15 protein-coding genes and 1 CRISPR repeat array (1 of these 16 running past the window's edge) are annotated in these 21801 nt (G+C 59.7%); of the genes, 8 read left to right on the top strand and 7 right to left on the bottom strand.

Going from position 1 to position 21801, the window contains the following annotated elements; genetic code table 11:
* A CRISPR array of direct repeats spans positions 1-685; the repeat unit is 36 nt; unit sequence GGCCCCACTCGCTGGGGCACCCACTTGATTGGAAAC; it reaches 5270 nt to the left of the window's first position.
* Between the two features lie 109 nt (positions 686-794).
* From VPK24_RS04570 to VPK24_RS04560, 3 genes are all read left to right on the top strand, one after another.
* Complete coding sequence (locus tag VPK24_RS04570) at positions 795-5165, top strand: CHAT domain-containing protein (protein WP_393010928.1); 4371 nt, start codon at positions 795-797, stop codon at positions 5163-5165.
* A gap of 313 nt (positions 5166-5478) precedes the next feature.
* Complete coding sequence (locus tag VPK24_RS04565) at positions 5479-6273, top strand: cyanoexosortase B system-associated protein (protein WP_393010927.1); 795 nt, start codon at positions 5479-5481, stop codon at positions 6271-6273.
* Positions 6274-6398: 125 nt separating this feature from the next.
* Positions 6399-7886 (top strand): polysaccharide biosynthesis/export family protein, encoded by a 1488-nt coding sequence (locus VPK24_RS04560; RefSeq protein ID WP_393010926.1) that lies wholly within the window; start codon positions 6399-6401, stop codon positions 7884-7886.
* Positions 7887-8221: 335 nt separating this feature from the next.
* On the opposite strand, the gene tpiA is transcribed toward VPK24_RS04560, so the two are convergent.
* Both tpiA and VPK24_RS04550 read right to left on the bottom strand, forming a co-directional pair.
* Positions 8222-8947: a triose-phosphate isomerase gene (gene tpiA / locus VPK24_RS04555; RefSeq protein WP_190354424.1), complete on the bottom strand. Its 726-nt coding sequence runs from the start codon at positions 8945-8947 to the stop codon at positions 8222-8224.
* Between the two features lie 90 nt (positions 8948-9037).
* Positions 9038-10150, bottom strand: coding sequence for a peptidoglycan DD-metalloendopeptidase family protein (locus VPK24_RS04550; RefSeq protein ID WP_393010925.1), 1113 nt, complete (start codon positions 10148-10150; stop codon positions 9038-9040).
* Between the two features lie 122 nt (positions 10151-10272).
* Between VPK24_RS04550 and VPK24_RS04545 the strand changes: the two genes are divergently transcribed.
* A complete protein-coding gene (locus tag VPK24_RS04545) occupies positions 10273-11130 on the top strand; it encodes a hypothetical protein (RefSeq protein ID WP_393010924.1) in 858 nt (285 codons plus the stop codon).
* Between the two features lie 494 nt (positions 11131-11624).
* On the opposite strand, the gene VPK24_RS04540 is transcribed toward VPK24_RS04545, so the two are convergent.
* Positions 11625-11777, bottom strand: a complete 153-nt coding sequence (locus tag VPK24_RS04540; protein WP_393010923.1) for a chlorophyll a/b-binding protein — start codon at positions 11775-11777, stop codon at positions 11625-11627.
* A 190-nt stretch (positions 11778-11967) separates the two neighbouring features.
* Complete coding sequence (locus VPK24_RS04535; protein WP_393010922.1) at positions 11968-12987, bottom strand: carbohydrate kinase family protein; 1020 nt, start codon at positions 12985-12987, stop codon at positions 11968-11970.
* 409 nt (positions 12988-13396) lie between these two features.
* Between VPK24_RS04535 and VPK24_RS04530 the strand changes: the two genes are divergently transcribed.
* Together VPK24_RS04530 and argZ are read left to right on the top strand one after the other, a co-directional pair.
* Positions 13397-14491, top strand: coding sequence for a DUF3153 domain-containing protein (locus tag VPK24_RS04530; RefSeq protein WP_393010921.1), 1095 nt, complete (start codon positions 13397-13399; stop codon positions 14489-14491).
* Between the two features lie 214 nt (positions 14492-14705).
* Complete coding sequence (gene argZ, locus VPK24_RS04525) at positions 14706-16829, top strand: bifunctional arginine dihydrolase/ornithine cyclodeaminase (protein ID WP_393010920.1); 2124 nt, start codon at positions 14706-14708, stop codon at positions 16827-16829.
* Positions 16830-16918: 89 nt separating this feature from the next.
* Here argZ and VPK24_RS04520 read toward each other — a convergent pair whose 3' ends face one another.
* A complete protein-coding gene (locus VPK24_RS04520; RefSeq protein ID WP_393010919.1) occupies positions 16919-18241 on the bottom strand; it encodes an O-antigen ligase family protein in 1323 nt (440 codons plus the stop codon).
* A gap of 16 nt (positions 18242-18257) precedes the next feature.
* Complete coding sequence (locus VPK24_RS04515) at positions 18258-19106, bottom strand: YaaW family protein (RefSeq protein ID WP_393010918.1); 849 nt, start codon at positions 19104-19106, stop codon at positions 18258-18260.
* A gap of 414 nt (positions 19107-19520) precedes the next feature.
* Between VPK24_RS04515 and VPK24_RS04510 the strand changes: the two genes are divergently transcribed.
* A complete protein-coding gene (locus VPK24_RS04510; RefSeq protein WP_393010917.1) occupies positions 19521-20609 on the top strand; it encodes an NAD(P)/FAD-dependent oxidoreductase in 1089 nt (362 codons plus the stop codon).
* Between the two features lie 241 nt (positions 20610-20850).
* On the opposite strand, the gene VPK24_RS04505 is transcribed toward VPK24_RS04510, so the two are convergent.
* Positions 20851-21039 (bottom strand): hypothetical protein, encoded by a 189-nt coding sequence (locus VPK24_RS04505; RefSeq protein WP_099532295.1) that lies wholly within the window; start codon positions 21037-21039, stop codon positions 20851-20853.
* Positions 21040-21210: 171 nt separating this feature from the next.
* Between VPK24_RS04505 and VPK24_RS04500 the strand changes: the two genes are divergently transcribed.
* Positions 21211-21765, top strand: coding sequence for a DUF2854 domain-containing protein (locus VPK24_RS04500; RefSeq protein WP_393010934.1), 555 nt, complete (start codon positions 21211-21213; stop codon positions 21763-21765).
* Positions 21766-21801 lie beyond the last annotated feature (36 nt).

Raw genomic sequence — 21801 nt, 5'->3', positions numbered from 1 at the left:
CACTTGATTGGAAACTCTATGGGTTCGTCTGATGGCTGATCAGCACCTTCTCCGAGGGCCCCACTCGCTGGGGCACCCACTTGATTGGAAACATCTGCGGTAACCGTGACTGAGGATGCAGAACGGGGCCCCACTCGCTGGGGCACCCACTTGATTGGAAACCAGTCTGCAAAAGCAGCCATCGGGCGAGTCAAGTCTGCCGGCCCCACTCGCTGGGGCACCCACTTGATTGGAAACGTTCGATCAATAGATCTTCGTCTGATTGATCGGATGGGGCGGCCCCACTCGCTGGGGCACCCACTTGATTGGAAACTCGCGTGACTAGCGGCCGCGCTAGCGGTGTCAGCAGCATGGTGAGGCCCCACTCGCTGGGGCACCCACTTGATTGGAAACAGGGCAAATCGAAACAACACGATTCCAGTCCATATCAGGGCCCCACTCGCTGGGGCACCCACTTGATTGGAAACTCGCGAGCCAGTGCGCCCGATCGCGCCAAATGCACAGGCCCCACTCGCTGGGACACCCACTTGATTGGAAACCCAAAAACCGTTACCCGCCCAAGCGCGTTTCCAGGGCCCCACTCGCTGGGGCACCCACTTGATTGGAAACAAAAGACGGCGACGGGGCTGGGCGCGGCGGCGGGCAAGGTGGCCCCACTCGCTGGGGCCCCCACTTGATTGGAAACTCGCAAAAACCGATCCCGAATTCACGTTAAGCCAGGGTTAATCAACCGTTTGCGAGCTACGATCGCCCTAAGGACAGATCCACCCCCAGCGATCGAGCGAGGAAAAGCCATGGGTAGTTACCGGCAAACGGCGATCGGGATTTTTGGAATCGGCATGGCCCTCATGGCCAGCCCCGTCCATGCCGAACCGGCGATCGTTCCCGCCAACGACGGCCTGGGCACTACCGTTCAACAACAGGGCAACCAATACAACATCGGCGGCGGAACCCGATCGGGCGATAACCTGTTCCATAGCTTTCAGCGGCTGGGCCTCAGTCCCCAGGAAATTGCCAACTTTTTGGCCACACCAGACTTGCGGGCGATCGTCGGGCGCGTCACTGGGGGTGAACCGTCCGTGATTGAAGGGTTGATTCGGATCTCCGGCGGCCAGCCCAACTTATATCTAATGAATCCTGCGGGGATCCTGTTTGGGGCTGGGGCCCGGTTGGATGTGCCCGCTTCGTTTATGGCCACCACCGCCGATCGGCTGGGTTTCAGCGATGGCGGTTGGTTTTCTGCCCAAGGGCCCGTGGACTTTCGCGGCTTGAGCGGTTCCCTGCAATGGCTAGATTTTGTGAGCGATCGCCCGGGTCATCTGTTGAGCTGGGGTTCCCTAGCCGTGGGCGAAGGACAAAATCTGTGGCTGTTGGGCGGTGGTTCCGTGGTGTCCACGGGCCGGCTGCAAGCGCCCGGGGGTAACGTGACCGTGGCCGCCATTCCCGGTACGAATCGGGTCAGAATCGCGCCCGATGGATCCACCTTGACCTTGGAAGTGGCCTTGCCGGAACCGGGGGCGATCGGGGGGCGATCGCTGGCGGACTTGTTGGCCGGTAGCCCCACCGCCGCCGCATCCCAGTTGGTGATCAATCCCGATGGCTCGGTGCTGTTGCAGTCTGCCGCATCGGGGCCCGTGGCCTTGCCCGATCGGGGTGTGGTGGTGGCTGGGAACCTGGACACCGCCCGCTCCACCGGCCCCGGCGGTAGCATCACGATCGGGGGCGATCGGGTGGGTTTGGTGGGGGCTAACTTGGAAGCCAGCGGCCCTCAGGGGGGCGGTCGGGTACAAATTGGCGGCAGCGAACGGGGCAGCGGTAACCTGTTCAGCGCTTGGGCCACTTGGGTCGATCGGGCCAGCCAAATTCAGGCCAATGCCACCGATCAAGGGGCCGGCGGTCAGGTGATTGTCTGGGCCGATGGTTTGACTTGGTATAGCGGGGCGATCGCGGCCCGGGGCGGCCCCAACGGTGGCCCAGGTGGTTTTGTGGAGCTGTCGGCCAAGGGGGAATTGGCCGTGCGGGGAACGGTGGATCTGACGGCTCCCTTGGGCCCCTTGGGCACGCTGCTGCTGGATCCCCAGGATATTCGGATTGTGCCCGGTTTAGTGGGCATTGATGATTCACAACTGAGTAGTAATGTGCCCTTTGGCCAGCCAGAAAATCAGATTCTGCGCACCGATCAAGGCTTTTTTACGGGGCCACCCGCTCCCGTGGACTTCACAATCAGTGAGGGGAGCTTGGAGCGGTTATTGAGCACCGCTAACCTGATCCTGGAGGCGGAGCGGGATATTTTGCTGGAAAACTTGCCCGATAACCGCCTCAGCCTACAGATGACCAATGGTGGGTCGGTGCGGTTCACAGCCGGGCGCGATCTGCGGTTTTTGGATTCCGCCGATGTGTTGAGCACCTTGGGCGCACCAATCACCATTCAAGCGGGCGAGGCGATCTCGATCGGGGGACTGGAAACCCAGGGCGGGGCGATCGACCTCTCGGCCGGCTCCAGCATCACCACCGGCTCCTTGCGCACCACCGGTAGCACAGGTGGCCCGATCACCCTCAATAGCAGCAGCGGCTCCATCACCACGGGCGACATTAACACCATCGGCGGGGCGATTAACCTGTCTGCGCCGGGTAACCTGACCACTGGCGCAATCTCCAGCCAGGGCCCGATCGGGGGGCAAGTGACATTGCGCACCTCGGGCGGGGCGATCGCCACCGGAGCCATCACCAGCAGCGGCAGTCAGTCCGGCGGAGCGGTCACGCTCAATGGCAGCACGGGGGTGACGGTGGGGGGCAATCTCCAGGCGATCGGCAATAATGGCAGCGGCGGCGGCGTGACGATCGACAGCAGCGGCCCGATCGCCCTCAGTGGCGACCTATCCACCAGTGCTCCGGTGATTGGCGTGGCCGGCAATGTGGCGATCGCCAGCAGCAACAACAGCGCCGCGATCGCCGGTCTGATCACGGCCGCGGGCAACGGCGGCGGCAACATCACCCTCACGGCCCAACGGGCCCTCAGCTTTGGCAGCCTCAGCACCCAGGGACAAAACACCGCCGGTAGCATCACGCTGATCAGCGCCACCGAGCAGATCAGTGGGGGCAACCTGAACGCCAGCGGCAACAGCCAAGGCGGCAATCTCCAGGCCCGCGCCAGCACCGGCATCAGTTTGGGAACCCTGAATCTCAGCGCCATTGGGGGCAACGGCGGCAACGCCAACCTCACCCTCACGGGCCCGGGCGATGTGCAAATCACCAGCCTGAACGCCCAAGGGGGGAGCGATGGTCTCGGCGGCAGCGTGGACATTGTGAGCACGCGCTTTTTCCGGGCCCTGGGGGCCTTCATTGACCGATCGGGCGTTTTGACCAGCATTGCCACGGGCGGCGGCCAGGGAGGGAATGCCGTGCGCATCACCCATGGCGGCGGTTCCCAAACGCCCGTTGTGCCCTTGGTGGTGGGCGAAACGCCCAGCAGGGACGGCAATGGTTTGGCGGGCGGCGTTTCCACCGGCAGCAGCACCATCAGCACCGGTTCGTTTCCCGGCCCCTTCACCCAGGGCAACATCGAATTCATCACCACAGGTGAGCCAGTTCCTACGCCTAGCCCCAGTCCTAGCCCTACTCCAAGCCCTACGCCTAGCCCCAGTCCCAGCCCTTCCCCGAGTCCCACACCTAGCCCCAGTCCCAGTCCTTCCCCGAGTCCCACACCTAGCCCCAGTCCCAGTCCTTCCCCGAGTCCCACACCTAGCCCCAGTCCCAGTCCTATCCCTAGCCCAACACCCACGCCCACGCCCGGTATGGAACCAGAAGTGGAGGGCGATCGCGCCGACCCGGAAGCGGAGCGCGTCGTGCAGCAATGGCCCGTGGGCGACGGGGAGCAATCGGGGGACAATTTGACGGACACGGACATTGAACAGGCGGCCCGTCGTCAAATTATGGGTCACCTGAAAGACGGTGCTTCGGATCGGGCGGCGGTGGAAATCGATCGACTCTATACCACCCTCACCAACAACCACCTGGGTCGGGCCCTGAGCAACGATGTGCAGAGTTTTCCCGATCTTCAGGGCACGTTGCGCCGCTTGGAGTCAAAAACGGGCCTGAAACCGGCGATTTTGTATACCTTCGCTCGCCCTGAGCAGTTGGATGTGATTTTGGTGATTCCCGATGCGCCACCGATCTATCGAGTGGTGCGCGAGGCCCAGCGCGATCGGGTTTTGAAGGCGGTGATTGATTTGCGAGCCGCCATCACCACCCCCGTTGCTCGCATCAGCAACACCTACCGCCCCCCGGCCGAGCAGCTATACCGCTGGATTGTGGGGCCCGTGGCTGAAGATTTGGTGCGCCATCAGGTGGACACGATCGCCTTTTCGATGGATCGCGGAATGCGATCGCTGCCCGTGTCCGTATTGCACGATGGCCAGCAGTTTTTGATTGAAAAATACAGCGTTGGGTTAATTCCCAGCATTAACCTGACCGATACGCAGTTTGAACCCATTCGATCGGCCCCGGTGCTCAGTTTTGGGGCCTCGGAGTTCACGGATTTGCCGCCGTTGCCCGCCGTGCCGGTGGAACTGGCCACGATCCAACGACTCATTCCCCGGGACAAAACCTTTCTGAATGAAGAGTTCAACTTAGAAAACCTGAAACGCCAGCGGCGATCGAACCCGTTCCCGATTTTGCATCTGGCCACCCACGCGGACTTTCGGCCCGGCTCTCCCCAGGATTCCTTTGTGCGGTTATGGGATCGCCGGTTAGCCGTCAGTGATTTGCGCTACTTGGGGTTGGGCAGTCCGCCCGTGGAATTGTTGGTGCTGAGTGCTTGTCGCACGGCGATCGGGGATGAGTCGGCAGAGTTGGGCTTTGCGGGCTTTGCGGTGGATGCGGGGGTGAAATCCGTTGTAGCCAGCCTCTGGTATGTGAGTGATGAGGGAACCTTGGGGCTGATGGCGGGGTTCTATGATGCCCTGCGATCGGCTCCCATCAAAGCGGAAGCCCTGCGTCGGGCCCAAATTGCCATGTTGCGGGGGCAAACCCGGGCCGAAGATGGGCGCTTGGTGTTTCCCGGTGGCGTTGTCGATTTGCCGCCGGAGTCGAGCAAGTTAGCGACTTTTTCCCTAGCTCACCCCTACTATTGGGCCAGCTTCACCACGATTGGCAGTCCTTGGTAATTTGCGGCCATCTCATCGACTTCAAATCGATCCCGAATCGATCCCGAATCGATCGCCAGACGGGTCGATCGACTCCCCGGGCAATCGCGTTGCCCTTGGCGGCCACCAGCCCCAGCCCGCTATCCTGGCGAGAGGATTTTCCTGCGGATCAGCTAATCGTGGTGCATCTGTTGCTGTTTGGGTTCGTGTTGTAGTCGGTGTTTTGAGCTTTGCTTTGTTTTTAGTTTGGTTTTTAGTTTGATTGCTTTCGTTTGATTGCTTTCGTTTAATTTTTGCTCTTGAGCCTGTCCTTGCCCGCCGCTGCTGTTCTCCCATGACCGACTCTTCCACTTCGGACTCGCAACCCACCTCCGCTCAAAATTTCTGGGGCCGCCACCGCTCCAAACTGCTGGCCCTGGGCCTGTTGGGGGCGATCGCCCTGGGATCCTTGCCGGGTTATGTGGCGGGCGGGGCCTGGCGCTGGCAACGGGCCGGCAACCCCAGCCAACTGAAAACCCTGCGGCAATTACCCAAACAGGGTTTAGCCATCCCCGGTTGGCAAACCCAACAGATCAGCCAGCGCAGTTTGGGCGGTGAACAGTGGCTTTGGCAGCCGATCGAGCGAGTGCGGCCCCAAGGCCCGGGCGCAACTCCCAACGCTGCGACCCAACGCGATCGCGCCGTGTTGCTGCTGATGCCCATGAAGCGCGGGCGCGATCGGCCCCAAGTGGAATGGACCGCCCTCGACTCCGGCAACTGGTTGGGCGACGGCCTGCAAACAGACTCAGAACAGACCTTGACCCTAGCCCCGACGGGCCTGCCGCCCTTCCGGGCCCGGCTGTTGCGGCTTTGGACCAGTCAGCACCAAACCTATTTCCTGCTGTCCTGGTATGCCTGGCCCCAAGGGGGCGACCCGGCCCCCAGCCAATGGTTTTGGCGCGATCAACTGGCCCAATGGCAACAGGGCCACACCCCTTGGGTAGCGGTCAGTTTGCTGTTGCCTACGGATAAGCCTTTGGATGAGTGGGATCAGAACTATCAAGCCCGCTTAACCGACCTGGCGCAACAGGTGCAGCAAGTCCTGCTGACGGGGCCGCTGAAACCCGCCCCACCCAAGGTCGATCGCTAGCGCCGATCGCGAATTGCTGCATGGCTCAATCGGGGTGGCATTGCTGCCCTTGGCCCCTGATTGGATTCTGCTGATTGGATGCGTTGGATGCCGCTGATTCTGCCGTTGCTGCCCTTTTCTGTCCTATGGCCCGTTCCTCCCTGCCCGCCCTGACCTTGGCCCTCAGCCGTTGTTTACCGATCGTCCTGCTCAGTAGTCAGGCGATCGCCGTCTTGGCCCAAACGCCTCGCCAGGGAGCGAATGGCTCAGGTTTGGATCAACCTATCAATCAGCCCACCAATCAGCCCGTCAATCAGCCCGATCGCAATTCCGATCCGTCCACCGCCGCATCCACCGCTGAAGTCGTGTTTCCGGACATTCCCCGATCGGGCCCCGATCGCCCCCAACTCCGACCCATCCAAGCGGCCCCCCAGCCCAACCGGCCGCCAGCCACCCTAACACCCCCAGCCCAACCGGCCCCCGGCCCGGCCCCGGCTCAATCCTCTGGCCCCAACGCCGCCCCAGTGCCACTTTTGCAACCGGGGCAACCGGGACAACCGGGACAACTGGGACAACCGAGACAACCGGGGCAACCCATTCCCGACTGGCCCGAATCCCTCACCGCACCGCCCCCGGAATGGCGGGTCTATCGCCTCTCGTCCTACGACACGATCGCCATTCAGGTGCAAGGCTTCCCCGAACTGAACACCTCCACCATCGTCAATGTTCAGGGGCAAATTTCCGTCCCCCTACTGGGAATCGTCAATGCGGAAGGGCTAACCACCGCCGAACTGCAAAAGTTTCTACAGCAGGGTTACGAACGCTATCTCGTTAACCCGATCGTCACCGTCGGCGTGCTCACCCCCGTGAATCCCGACATTGTGGTCACTGGTGAAGTGGTCAAACCCGGGTTCTATCGAGTCAGTCCCTTTGATACGGTTGTGACCGCCCTAGTGGCCTCCGGTGGAGCAACCGACTGGGCCGATTTACGGGCCATCAAAGTTCGCCGCCAACTGCCCGACGGCTCCACGATCGAGAAAAACGTGAACCTGCTCTCGCTGCTCGTGGAGGGGGCCCCGGAACCACGGATTTATCTGCAAGATGGCGATGCGATCGTGGTGCCTCGGCGCGAATCCGGCATTGATCCGGGCTATGACGCAGACCTGATGGCCCGCAGCAACGTAGCCCGCGCCGCCATTCGGATTCGGATGGTGAACTATGCCGGTCGCGGTGGCCTGGTCACCCTCACCCTGCCCAACGGCAGCACCTTCATTGATGCGCTCAATGGCGTGTCATTAGATACCGCCCGGCTCCGGCGAATTGCCCTCATTCGTTTTGATCCAGAACAGGGCAAACCGGTCACCCGGATTCTGGATGGCAAAGCTGCGTTTATGGGCGATCCGGCAAATAATCCTCCCCTGCGCGATAACGACGTGGTGGTTGTGAATCGCAACCTCATCGCTCGCATTACCTATGCCTTGAACACCGTGACCCAACCGTTCCGAGATGTTTTGGGTTTCCTGCTCTTTTTTCAGCAGTTGGATGAGGCGGCCACGTCCTTATTTGGCCCCGGCGGCACGTTTGGAGGGCAGGCAGAAACGGAAGAGGAAGGTAGCAGTAGTAATAATGATTAGGGAATGATGGGGAATAGTGCTGTGATTCAGTCATGATGAGCTAGCGAAAACCCTGGGGTGCGGGAGATCGAATGCGGCAAGTCATCACCTCACAGGTAGTGCCTAGCGTTTTCAAGCAACAATTGCAACGCAATTCAGGGCAAGTTTCTGAAAATCGGCATAATTGGTATCAACGTAATTGGTATCAACGTAATTGGTATCAACGTAATTGGCATTATAAAAACGTAGGCAGACGATCGAGCAAATATGCAATCCCGATCGCCTACCTATTGGTTAGAAATGGTTGAAAAAACAAAGGAAAACAGTGGAGCAGATCGTGGCAATAATGATGGCAATTATTGATAATTCACAATCCGAGCAAAGCCGATCGGGTCAAGGCTAGCGCCACCCACTAACACGCCGTTAATTTCCGGTTGGGCCATGATTTCATCAATCAACTCGGGCTTGACGGAACCGCCGTATTGAATCGGCAAGTCTTCACCATTGAGTTGATCGCGAATCCAGCCAATCACTCGGTTGGCTTCTTTGGATTCGCAGGTGTCCCCGGTGCCGATCGCCCAAATGGGTTCGTAGGCAATCACCAGATTGCTGAGGTTCACGCCCACCAACCCCGCCTTCAATTGTTGGGCAATGTGGGTTTGGGTTTCGCCTGCGTCGCGCTGTTGTTTGGTTTCGCCCACACACAAAATCGGGGTCAAACCGGCCGCTTGGGCCGCCTTCAATCGGCGGTTGACGGTTTCGTCGGTTTCACCAAAATATTGCCGCCGTTCGCTGTGGCCCACCACCACGTAGCGAACACCCAGTTCGGTCAGCATTTCAGCCGAAATTTCGCCGGTATAGGCTCCGTTGGCTTCCCAGTGGACGTTTTGTGCGCCGATGCGAATGCGGCTGCCGTGAAGAGCATTGGACAGCACGCTGAGATCCGTGAAGGGAACGCACAGCACAATTTCGCGATCGTCCGGGGTTTCGGCGATTTGCTCAACGAAGGGCTTCAAAAACTCCAGGGTTTCGGCCTGGGTTTTATACATTTTCCAGTTGCCTGCAATGACGGTCTTAGCCAAGGTTCGGGGTTGCCTATTGCGCTAGAAATTTCCTCCTAGAACCTTATCGGGTCGGGCGATCGCGGTCAATTCAGAAGCGAAGGCCAACCGTCATCGATTGCTGGAACCGTTACGGGGCGGACTGGGGCGTGGGCTGGGTCGGTTGCCAGCGGGGGCGGTGGGATTGGGTGGGGTCGATCGAGCCGGTTCCATGCGTTGCAGGTAGGGGCCAGGATTTTGCGCCACCCAACCTACGGAGGAGTTGTAGCGAACTTCAAACCACAGGCCACGGCTGCGGCCGTTGACGGGGCGGCTGGGAATCGTGCCCAAGCGAGTGCCAGCGTTGACCCGCTGCCCGCGCTGGACGGAGGTGGCTCCCAGGTTGGCGTAGCGGGTTTGGCGGCCGCCCTGGTGATTGATCACCACCAGTTGCCCTGGATAGCCGGAGTTGGGGCCCACAAAGGCGACGGTTCCGGGCCCAACGGCCAAGACAACGGCGCTGGGTCGGGCTTCAAGGGTGATGTAACTGTTAAAGACGGCAGCTCCGGCGGGCCCCACTTGCCAACCAAAGTCCGTCAGGGGGCGGCTAATTTCCGACAGGGGGTAGCGCAGCAGGTCGTTGTCGGGGTCGCTGGCACTGGGGGGCGCACCGACTCCGGGGTCAATCGGGGACCAAAGCACGCCGGGCACAAAGACCGATCGCCCCGGTTGGGTCTGGCAACCATTGACCGTAAACAAGGAGTCGGCCCGAACGCGGTATTGCTGGGCGATCGACTGCCAATTGTCGCCCGGTTGGGTTTCCACCAGAATTCCGTTAATGGGAGCAATCAAAATTTCCGTGCCGGGTTTGGGCAGTTGGCCGCCCCGCAGGTTGGGATTCAGGGCCAACAGGGTGCTCGGCAGCAGGTTATAGCGACTGGCGAGGCTTTCGACGGTTTCTCCGGCGGCCAACCGATGGCGAACTAGTCGATCGAGCACCGCCGGGCCGCAGGGGTTGCTGTTTGGCTCGGGGGTGGGTGGTTCGGCGGCTTGGGCATTGGCATTGGTAACGGGTATCAGCACGGGCCCCAGGACGATCGCCCCCCAAAGCAACCAGCGCCAAGGGCCTGATCGACCCTTCAGCGATCGCTCATTCAGGGGCGATCGCCCACCCGCTTCCTGGCTCCGGGTCTGGCCCAGCCCACCACCGACCAACGGAAATATCTCAGATACAATGAGGCTCATCTCGCCACCCAATGCCCAAAGCGGATATATCTTCCACGGTACGCATTTCACCATACGCATTTCACCATACGCATTTCACCATACGCATTCCACCATACGCATTCCAACAGGCTTCAGCAGCAATGACGGTGCAATCCGGCCCCGATGCTTCCGGCTTCCCCTCGGCGGATGAAGCTCGTGAAGAAGGTTTTGATCATTACCGCGATGATTACGATCGCGATGATTACGATGCCGATTCCCGTGAGGTGCCATTGTGGCCCACGCGCCGGATGACCCGTTCCCCCGCCAGCCGATCGCCCCAAGACTTCACATCGGTGCTGCGGGAAATAGACCCCAGCGCCGGGCAACGCGACCTCGCACCACAGCCCGACTTAATCGATTGCGTTGAGTTTTTGCGGAGCTTGCACCGCCCGATCGATCCGGCCGTGGCCGCCTTACCCCCCCTAGACACCGCGCCTTCGGAGCGCCAGGCGATCGAGTGGGAATACAAAATTGTGCGAGCCAAGCGCCCCCTCTTTGCCAATCCTGTCACCTTTGCCCAACTTTGTCGCGAAGAAGCCCTGGCCGGTTGGATTTTGTTGGAAAAGTTTGATGATCGTCGGGTGCGATTTCGGCGGCCGCTGCACTTGCGCGACGAACTGGATCTATCGGCTCTGCCCTTTGATCCCTATCGCACCCAATACCAAGGGCCCGGCTTCCGCAATTGGGGTTGGGGGATTGCCGCCCTACTCGCGGCGGCCACCATTCCGGCCTATGCGGGCTATGCCTGGGTTTCGGTGCAACTGTTGGGCCCTTGGCGCGATGATTTGCCCCGCCCAGCCCAGCGGGTGGCTCCGGCTCCACCTCTGAATCCTCCCGCTGAGTCGGTGCATGAATTGCCCGCTTTCCCCAACTCTTCCCGCAACCCTTCTTCATCCAATTCCAATTCCAATTCCAGTGCCGACCTTTCCTCCCGATCGCCCCTGTCCCGATCGACCTGAACGAGTGGCTCGTTTGCTCAGGTTTTCAAAGTGGCAAGCTTGCTATTCACAAAAACATAAATAGCGTGCATTTTTATAGTGTATTTTTTATAGTTTATATCTTTATACTTGAAAGAGTTAATTTTGTGAATTGATAATATTTTTTGGCAATTGATCGCTTACAGCGTCAGCCTTTCACTAGCCCATCATTACTGCACTACGGCACTACCCCAACACTACCTGCTGTGTAAGTGCCCCAAGTTAACTCTCAGGCATCCTCTCAGGCTGAGGGTCGCAATGCCGAGGGTCGCAATGCCGAGGGTCGCAATATTGATCAAAAACAGCCATAAACAATCCATCAGCACGCATCAAAAAGACCCAAACTATCCATAAAAAACTATCCATAAAAAAATGGGAGCCGTTTAAAACTCCCACTCACCTGACTTTAGAGACCTTAGAGACTAGAGAGACTGGTATCCGAATCACGACAGTCGCTATCTGCCCTCGTGCTGCCGCTAGCGCAGTCCCCAAAAGTGCATGACCCCTTGTCGGGAAAGCAATTCTGTGACCATAGCCGCAAGGATGCCAAGCATTGCCAAGCGACCATTCCAAACTTCGGCGGTGGCGGTGAAGCCCCACGGATGGGCTGTGCGACTGTTGGTTTTCATCGACCAACTCCTATTTGTAAAATAATGTAACAAATACTTGTTGATCGTGCAACTTTGTTTCTCAAGTGCTTGCCAAATCAACGGAAATGGGCATTTTTTGACCGTTGATTAGCCCCATGGATCAGCCCCGTTGATCCACCCTGGTTGTCGCATGGTCGATCGCAATCATCACTCGTGGTTCATGGCAACCTCAGCTCAAGCCTGACAATCCCTGAGATCGCAACAGATCCTCAATGGCCGATCGCAGGGGTAAGGCATCGATCGCCCCCGGGTTGGTGGTGGTCAGGGCCCCGGCCGCGCTAGCAAAGGCGACGACCGATCGGGCAATGGCCGGATCCGCCAAGGCCGCCAGCCCCCGTTCCAACAGTTGCGCCACAAACCCCGCCGTGAAAGCATCGCCTGCCCCGGTGGTGTCCACCACAGGCACCTTGAAAGCGGGCATCACTCCCCCATGGCCACTGATCCAGTAATGACAACCGCGCTCCCCGTCCGTGACTAGCACGGCTTCTAGGTGATCCAGCTTGTCCGCGATCGCGATGGGATCGTGGGTATGGAACAGCCAATCGGCCTCCTCCCGCGCCAACTTCAGAAAATCCACCCGCTCCAGCAACGGCATGATCGATCCCGGTGCGATACCTGGGTCGGGCCAAAAGACCGATCGCCAGTTCACATCCAACACAATCTTGAGATAGTGCTCATCGGCCAAGTCCAAGGCCCGGCGGATGGCGGCGCTGCTGTCGGGATAGGCCAAGGCCAAAGTGCCCAACACCAAGCAATCGGCAGCTTGGAACTGCCGCGCCAACAGCAAGGAAGCCTGCAGCCGGGTATCAGCAAATTCTCGGGTGTCGTGGCCAATGTATCCACCGCTGCGAAAGGCGGCAAACTGTCGATCGCCCCGATCGTCCCGCAAGACGCAAACTTCACGGGTGGGGGCCGTGGGATGACGTTGCACCCCCTCTAAATTCACTCCCAAACTTTGCAGTTCCCCCAGCAGGCGATCGGCCGACTGCTCACTGCCCATACAGCCCACAAACCCAGCCGACACCCCCAACCGGCTGAGGGCACAAGCCACATTGGCCGGCGCACCACCGGGGTAGGTTGTCCAAGACTCCACCGCTTCGATCGATAGGCCGGGTTGATCAGCCAGACAGTCCCAAAGCAATTCACCCACGCAAAGGACTTGCGGGGAGGAGACGCGCGCAGTCGTCATGATCTCTCCTCGGTTAAGCTGGATTCGATCGGTCAATGCCGATCTATCTAGTTATTGGACTTATTTGGGCGGTTTATTGATTAGACGGTTACTCGCGGTTATTCGGCCGTAGATCACCGCCTCATGGTGCTCCCGCCAGTCACGAAGGCAATTCAGCAAAATTCAGCAAATTTGATTTCAATTCAGCCAATTCAATTCAGCGGATGTTGCCACTCCCATCGGCAATCGGCAGGATCTTCCGAAGACCGAGGGTTTTTAGCCCGGTTCAATGGGGTCTGTCCTCTGAATCCAGCATAACAAGCCACTTCTAGGCTGCTTGTGACAAAAAATGAATCTCTGTTAACGAGTGCATCCCTCTGTTAAAAGCAGTTGATTTAAAAGCAGTTGATTAACCTTTGCCCAGGCCTTCATGAGGATCATGCCGCAGCGATCGCCTCTCTCAACCCCAGCCTCCACCGTTCATCCTCGCCCTGCTGGACTAACGGGAACCGGAAGGCGGTCAAACATTGGGCAACGTCGGGGGCGATCGAGGGGGGCGTGGGGGTTGCGCCCGTTGCGGGTGTTGTTGGTGGTGGCTTGGCTGGTGTTGCTGGGTGGCTGTGTGGATTTGGATACGGAGGTGCGGTTTCCGGATGCCAACCATGGCACGTTGGTGCAAACGGTGCGACTGAGTGAAGGGTGGCAGGTGTGGGGCGAGGCCACGGCTAAGGCTTGGCTCGATCGCTGGGCCGCCCAAGCCAGGACGATCGGAGGGCAAGTGTTGGAACAAAGCGATCGAACCCTGACGATCGCCATTCCCTTCCAGAACGGGCAAGATTTACAATCCACCTTTCAGACATTCGGCCAGACCCTGGGACTCGTCGATCAAGAGGCGGCAAAGTCTGGCGATCGCTCCGGCCACCAGACCACCGCAGCCCAAACGAAGTCCATTGCCAGAGGGGGCGATCGGCTGGCCGATCAAACGCCAAAGGTGAATGGGAATTCGTTGCCGGATCCGGCTTTGCTCGATTCCTTGGCCTTTCCCAGCCAGTTCCAATTGCAGCAGCAAAATTGGTTAGTCGCCGTCCGCAATCAACTTCGCTACGAGGTGGACTTGCGATCGCTGGCGGCCCTGGGCGGCGAGCAGTTGGCCCTGGTGGACACGAGCCGGCTCCTGCGTTGGCAATTTGGCTTGCGAGTGCCCCATTGGGGCCAAGGCACCATCCAACCGCCCCACCCGGAACCCGACTTGAACCCCCAAACGGGACAACCGGGCCCGATCCAGCCCAACCGCCCCAGCCCCCAACGGCAACTGGGGCGCTGGGTTTGGACTCTGGAGCCGGGTACGGTCACCACGATCGAAGCGGTGTTTTGGGTTCCTAGTTGGGTGGGCATTGGCGGCCTGATGATTGGGCTATTGGGGGCGATCGGGTGGTGGCGTTGGCGACCGATCCCGATCAGTTCTCCCTCAGAGACGGAACCCGCCCAAACCCCCAACCCAACCGATTCCACCCCTGCCCACTGAGCCGTTTCCGTGCCCATCGGCACCCGATCGCCCCAACCTCGGCCCTGAAAATGACTCTGAAAACTGTCGCCTGTGAACCTTGCGGAACGGGGGCATTTTTTAGAATAACCTCCACAGAACCCGCGCCCCAATCACTCCCTGATTCAACCTTGGATCGGGGTTTAGACCACGGCTTGTTTGCTCAACCTCGGCCCACACACAACCTGACATTGTTATGACCGCCCAGCTTCGCATTCTGATGTGCTCGCCTGACCACTACGACGTGGATTATGTGATTAATCCCTGGATGGAGGGCAATGTCCACAAGTCCTCGCGCGATCGGGCAGTGGAGCAGTGGCAAAAACTCTACAAAGTGCTCAAGGCTCGGGCGATCGTCGATTTGGTGGAACCGGCCAAAGGTTGGCCCGACATGGTGTTCACCGCCAACGCCGGCCTGGTGCTGGGAGACAAGGCCGTTCTCAGTCGCTTCTATCACAAGGAACGGCAGGGCGAAGAACCCTACTTCAAAGCCTGGTTTGAGCAAAACGGCTTCACGGTTTACGAACTGCCCAAGGATTTGCCCTTTGAAGGGGCCGGCGATGCCCTGTTCGATCGCGAAGGGCGTTGGCTCTGGGCGGGCTATGGCTTCCGCTCCGAATTGGACTCGCACCCCTACCTGGCCCAATGGCTGGATATTGAGGTGCTGTCTTTGCACTTGGTTGATGAGCGGTTCTATCACCTGGATACCTGCTTCTGCCCCCTCGAAGGCGGCTACTTGCTCTACTATCCCGGTGCATTCGATGCCTACTCCAACCAACTGATTGAGCGACGGGTTCCGGCGGCCAAGCGGATCGCGATCGAGGAAGCCGACGCGGTGAACTTTGCCTGCAACTCCGTGAACCTGGGCCAAGTGGTGGTCATGAACAAGGCCAGCAACAGCCTGAAATCCGCCCTGGCGCGGGCCGGGTTTGAGGTGGTGGAAACGCCCCTCACGGAATTTCTGAAAGCGGGTGGTGCGGCCAAGTGCCTGACCCTGCGGGTGAATGAGCCGGTGATGGAAGATCGCCATGCGGTGGCCGGCGTTGAAACCCGTGTGATCCAAATGCAAGGGCACTTGCTGGACTCGGGGCTAATTAACCGCGCCCTGGACTTGATTGTGGAAGGAGGCGGCAGCTTCCAAGTGTTGGATTTCCGGTTGGGTGAGCAGCGCCAAAGCACCTCCGCCGCTCGGATCAAGGTTTCCGCACCGTCCCATGAGGTGATGGAAGAATTGATGGCTCAGTTGATCGATCTGGGGGCCGTGGCTCCGGACGATCGCTCCGAACGGGATGCTCAGTTGGAACCCGTTGAGCTGCCCGGCGTGGCTCCCGATGACTTTTACGTCACCACCATTTACCCCACGGAAGTGCGGATCCAAGGCCGGTGGGTGCGTCTGCAAAACCAACGCATGGACGGGGCGATCGCGATCTCGGGTCTGAACGAAGGGCAACCGGTGGCTCGCTGCAAACTGCTGCGGGATCTGGAGTTGGGTGAATATGTGGTGACCGGCATTGACGGCATCCGCACGGTGCGCAAGGCAGAGGCCCGGGGCGATCGCACGGCCCGCGAGTCCCAGGAATTTACCTTCATGGGATCCGGCGTTTCCAGCGAGCGCCGCGTGGAACTGGTGGTGGAACAAATTGCTTGGGAACTGCGCCAGGTGCGGGAACGGCGCGGCAAAACCGTTGTGGTTGCGGGGCCAGTGGTGATCCACACGGGCGGCGGTGAGCACCTTTCGCGGCTGATCCGCGAAGGTTATGTCCATGCATTGCTGGGCGGCAACGCGATCGCCGTTCACGACATGGAACAGGCCTTGATGGGCACTTCCTTGGGGGTGGACATGAAGCAAGGAATCGCCGTGCGCGGCGGCCACCGCCACCACCTGAAGACGATCAACACCATTCGCCGTTGCGGCAACATTGCCAAGGCCGTTGAACAGGGCGTGTTGACCAACGGGATCATGTATGAGTGCGTCAAACAGGATGTGCCCTTTGTGCTGGCGGGATCAATCCGCGATGATGGCCCCTTGCCGGATACGGTGACGGACATGGTGGAAGCCCAGCAGGCCTACGCCAAACTGCTGGAAGGGGCAGACACCATCATCATGCTGTCTTCCATGCTCCACTCGATCGGGGTGGGCAACATGACCCCAGCGGGTGTGAAGCTGGTTTGCGTGGACATCAACCCGGCGGTGGTGACAAAACTGGCCGATCGCGGCTCTCTGGAGTCCGTGGGCGTGGTGACCGATGTGGGTCTGTTCCTGAGCCTGCTGATGCGGCAGTTGGATAAGCTGGAAAGCCCCTACGAACTGGCAGTTTAGGCGTTAGGCGCTCAATGGGCTGGGTTTCGGGGCCATCCGCTTTGGCAACCGATCCCAGCCCCTGTCAGCCCATGCCTGCCACAACCGGCCTAGGCCTTGAGCAAGCCATGCATTCCCGCCAACAACACCCAGCCCAATAAATTCACCCGCAAATCAAACAGGGTGACATCCAAGAAATGGTAAGCGGCAAGATTGGCGAATCCCAAGCCCCAAGCGGCTAAGCGGGTTTGGGATTCCCGATCGCTCCAACGACCGATCGCCCGGGTGAACTGGGTCATGATCCAGCCACAGAGGCAAATCAGCCCCAAAGCCGCTGGCCAACCCGTTTCCATGGCCAACATTAGGGCCAAGTTGTGGGGATGGCCTAGCCAATTGCCCGTAGCCTGTTGATACAGTCCTGTGAAGTTTCCCAATCCCCACCCCGTCCAAGGCCGCTGGGCTGCCAAATTCCAAGCAAAGTCCCACTGGCTCCGGCGCAGGGTGGCTTCGGGGCGATCGGGATAAAGGGCATCATTCAGCCGGCCCCAAATGGCCTTCGGGACGATCGCCCTCAGGGGCCCGGCGGCCGGTTCCGGGCCAAAGGCCGCCCCCAGCGCCAAGGCGATCGCCCCGCCCGCCAGGGCCAACAACCAAAACCAACCAACGTATAGTCCTGTGGCCAACAGGTCGATCGCAGCCAGGGCCCACCCACTGCGCGAGTCCGTCAGCCCGATCGCCCCCAGCAGCAACAGCACCGATAATCCATTGCCCAGGATCACCCCCCAACCGAGGGCGGCATGGGTCGATCGATGGGTTTGCGCTTGTCGCCACCGTTCCCCATCCATCACCAACAACCCCAGGGCCAGCACCAGCGCCACCCCAAAGTAGCTGGCGGTCACGTTGGCATATTCAAAAGCCGAAGACAGTCGCCCTGGCGGATTGCCGCCCGCGGCCAAAATCCAGTCAATCACCGGCACAATGCGCACCGGGCCGCGCCATCCCCCAAACAGTTGCCCCAACCCCAACCCCACGGCGGGCAGGCAACCCCACACGATCGCCTGAGCCAAGGGCCGCAGGTGCGATCGATGGGTGATCAGTTGGCTGAAGGCCCCAAAGGCCCAAAAAAACGGTAAGAAATTCGCCAGCCCCAACGCCGCCCGCTCCAAGTTGGGCGAACCGGGCAAGGACAGCAACATCACCAGGCCGATCGCCCCCCAGGCCCAAACCAGCCGATCTCGCCGAATTGCATTCCAGCGTTGCCAATAGGTGGCAAGGATCCCCAGCCCGATCGCCACCGCCCCCATGGCCGGACTCAGGGGCAAAACCAACAGCCCCCACCAAAGCCCCGCCCAAGGCCCCAACAGGGCCGGGTCAATCACAATCGAGCGTGTGGGCCACAGCCAAACCCGCCCCAGCGCGGCCAACTTCCCCATGGCCTAGGCTCGCTCCCTAGGCAAATCCGTAGGCGATCGCGTCATCGCCGCGCGTCATCCGAATTTGGGCCAGGGCAAACACCGCTGGCACAATCCGCCCGTAGTTGGTAGCGATCGTTCGCCAACCCAAATCCGCAAAAAACCAGCCCCACATCAGGGGCCCCATCACCGCCAATACCGTTTGCGCAGCACCATAGCGAGCGGCCGTCATCATCATTCCCCGTTGGGCCATCTTGGCCGCCACTTGGGTTTCCAGGGCCGCCGCCGCGCCGCCGGAAGCCGCGATCGCCACCTGGGCCGACTGATATCGCACCATGTGGGTCACAAACTGCTGGGCAATTTGCCGCAACACCAGGGGCCGCACCACCGCATCCAGGGCGATCGCGCCGCCCCCTTCCAACAGCAGCCGCACCGGATCACGCCGCAGGGCTGCGGGAATGGCATCTATACCGGGAATCGTGGCGATCGACCGTTGCAAGTCCTTGGTCAGGGCGGCCCGCTGGCGCTTGGGCAATCGCTTCCAGGCTCGATCAAGCAAATGCAGAAAAATTTCCGCCTCCAACTCCGTTGCCGTCCAGGTTTCACCGTAGGGCAATCGCAAATGTTGGCAAACCCTGACCAACACATCGCGGTAGGTCACCTCATGGAACCGCCCTCGCAAGACCGTTAGCCCATCGGCGGCCAAGTAGCGAAATCGACGGTCGATCGCATCTAACCAAGCTTCCCGATCGCGGCTCTGCACCGACAGGGGATCGGGCGTAGCAACGTAGTCCAATGGGTTAAACTTCCGCGCGAACAGCATCTCCGTCAGTTCGCGCAACTCATCATTAGTTGCTAATTCCAATGCTGCTCGCAGTTCGTCCACAGCCCCCACTCCGCATCATTTCCAGCGTGATTGCCAGCGTTTAAATAGCGTTTGAACCGCCGATGAATGGCTCGCTAATAGCCTGTTTATGGCTTGGTTTTTATGGCTTGGATGAGTCAGCGCCAACCGCCCCCAAGGGTGTCACACAAGGGCGCAGGAATGGCAACTCAACGCCTAAATTTGCTTTGCCCTGGGGTCAGCCCCATTGTACAAAGGGATGGGAAAACGCCCATGGCCTTGACGTAAGATCTCGCTACAATCTTTAGGTTTTCTTTGCATTCCGTCTTAGGTGTCTGAAGTTCAGGTAACCCTGACCATTGGCTTGGCCGTTTAGCCCGTGATGCTGGGTTGCCCCAAAAATAACGCAAAGTCTCCGTAAAATTCCTGGCCCGATCGCCCCGATATCAAGTCCCTATGACAACGCTTCCCTCGGCTTTGACTCCCTCTAATTCGGTCGTGGTGATTGGCGCAGGTTTGGCGGGACTCACGGCAGCCCGCCAACTGCAAGCGGCCGGGCGATCGGTCGTGGTGCTGGAAAAGTCCCGGGGCTTGGGTGGGCGGTTAAATACCCGTCGCCATTTGGACAGTCGGGCCGATCGAGGCGTGCCCTACTTGGAACCTCAGGGGCCCTTAACGGAAGCTTGGATCCAGGAACTGCAAAACACTGGCGACCTGCAACCTTGGCCCCAACCGCTCCATCACCTGACCGCCGAGGGCTTGCAAACCATCCCGGGGGATCAACGCTGGGCCATGCCCGCTGGCCTGAGCGTTGCGGCCAAACAATTGGCAGCGGGGTTAACGATCGCCCGTGGCCACCGGGCCATCGCCCTGACGGCTCCCGAGGCACCGGGAGAACCTTGGACAATTCAGTGTGATTTTCCGGCGGCGATCGAACCGGAGCAACAGCAGGAATTTTGGACCACTGGGGCGATCGTGCTGGCCATCCCGGCTCCCCAGGCGGCGGACTTGCTGGAGTCGGTGGCTCCCGACTGGGCCAGCCGGGCCCGCCAAGTGACCTTCGATCCCTGCTTCAGCGTCACGGCCGCCTATGGCCCCGATCGGGAATTGCAGTTGCCCAGTGGGGAAGCTTGGCAGGGAATTCGGGCCCAAATTCCCACCGATTGGCGCTGGTTAGCCCGCGAAGACAGCAAGGCCGACGGGATCTGGGCCATGGGGCAACCGGTGTTGCTGTTGCAAAGTTCGGCCGCGGTGGCCGAGCGGCTGTGGGATGTGCCAACGCTGGAGGCCGTGGGGCAAGCGCTGCTCGATCGCGCCGGGGCCGATCTGGGCTTGCACCTACAACAGCCCGAATGGATTCAGGTACACCGTTGGCGTTATGCGATCACCCGAAACCCGCTGGATGACGGGTTTTGGATTGATCCCGATCGCGCCCTGGCGGTGGCGGGGGACTGGTGTGCAGCTCATCCGCCGGGACAATCCCTAGAAGCGGCAATGCGATCGGGACTATCTGCCGCCCAAGGACTGCTAGTTCACTGTTTTTAAGGCCCTTACTTTTAAGACCCTACTAAAGTAGCTACCTTAATTCATCTGGGTTAAATTACATAGCTATTACCGTCACCTGATCGTTAAGCAGCAAGGGGCTTAAGCCCCTTGTTACCACGACTGGCTCCGCAACTTTGACCCAATGTATTAAGCTTGTCGCGCTACTACGTTTTTCGGGTCTCCTGCGGGGCCCCGCTACCGATGGGATTGGGGATTGATCGCGCCCCCCAGGTTTGGGGAATTAGACCTGGGGAATCGCCTCACCGGGAAAAGCTTCCTCATATTCCGCAATCAAATCATCCAATTCTTCCAAGGCCTGGTTCACGTCAATCCGAATCGGGCCCAAATCGGCTCGATCGAGCAGAGACAATAAATAATCTCGTTTGGCCGCAATCGATCGCACCTGATCTTTCAGCACTTGCACATCCATGGCACAGTCATCCTCAGCTTTACGAAAGCGTTCTAAAGGGTTGGGGGCAAAAGGGTTCGGGTCGGTTGTCCAGTCCTGTCGGTGCGGAGTTGGGGGTCGTCCCGTCCGCTAGACGAATGGGCCATTCCATCTCAGAATTTACATTAGTTAATGAATACCCGGAACGCGATCGTGTTTGGCAGCCTTCCCCTTGCTCGAATTTTGCTCTATGCCGGTGGAGCCTTAACGGCGATCGCGGCAGTGGCCTACGTCATTGGTAACTCAACCCTGAATCTGATCACCTTTTTTTACGGCGTGCCGCTGCTGTTGGGGGGCTTGGCCCTGAAGGCTGCGGAGTTGAAACCAGCCCCCTACAAAACTCCCACGTCGCCGGAGGTCGTTGCCCTGCGCGATCGCCTGGCCACCTCCACCCAAAACCAGGTGCGCAAGGATGTCACCCGTTATCGCTACGGCGAAGAGGCCCATCTTTCCCTGGCGTTGGAGCGTTTAGGCTTGGCTCCCACGGATCCTGAACGGCCCAAACTGGTCAGCGTGGAAGAGGTGGATTTGCAAGGAGACTATGGGCTGATCCTGGAGTTTGAATCTCCAAAAATGCCCTTTGAAACCTGGCAGACCAAGCGGGACAAGATTGAGCGCTTCTTTGGCCCCAACTTGCGAGCGGAGGTGGCCCAAGGCGAAGGTTCGATCGTGGTTGTGTCATTGATTTCACCAGCCCCGACGGCCTAGATCTTCCCAACCGTCTCGATCGGGGGCTGCTGCTGC

The organism is Limnothrix redekei LRLZ20PSL1 (genome assembly GCF_043235035.1).
Lineage (GTDB): Bacteria > Cyanobacteriota > Cyanobacteriia > CACIAM-69d > CACIAM-69d > CACIAM-69d.
Note: the sequence above shows the minus strand (reverse complement) of the source record. Positions and strands in the feature narration are given on the sequence as shown.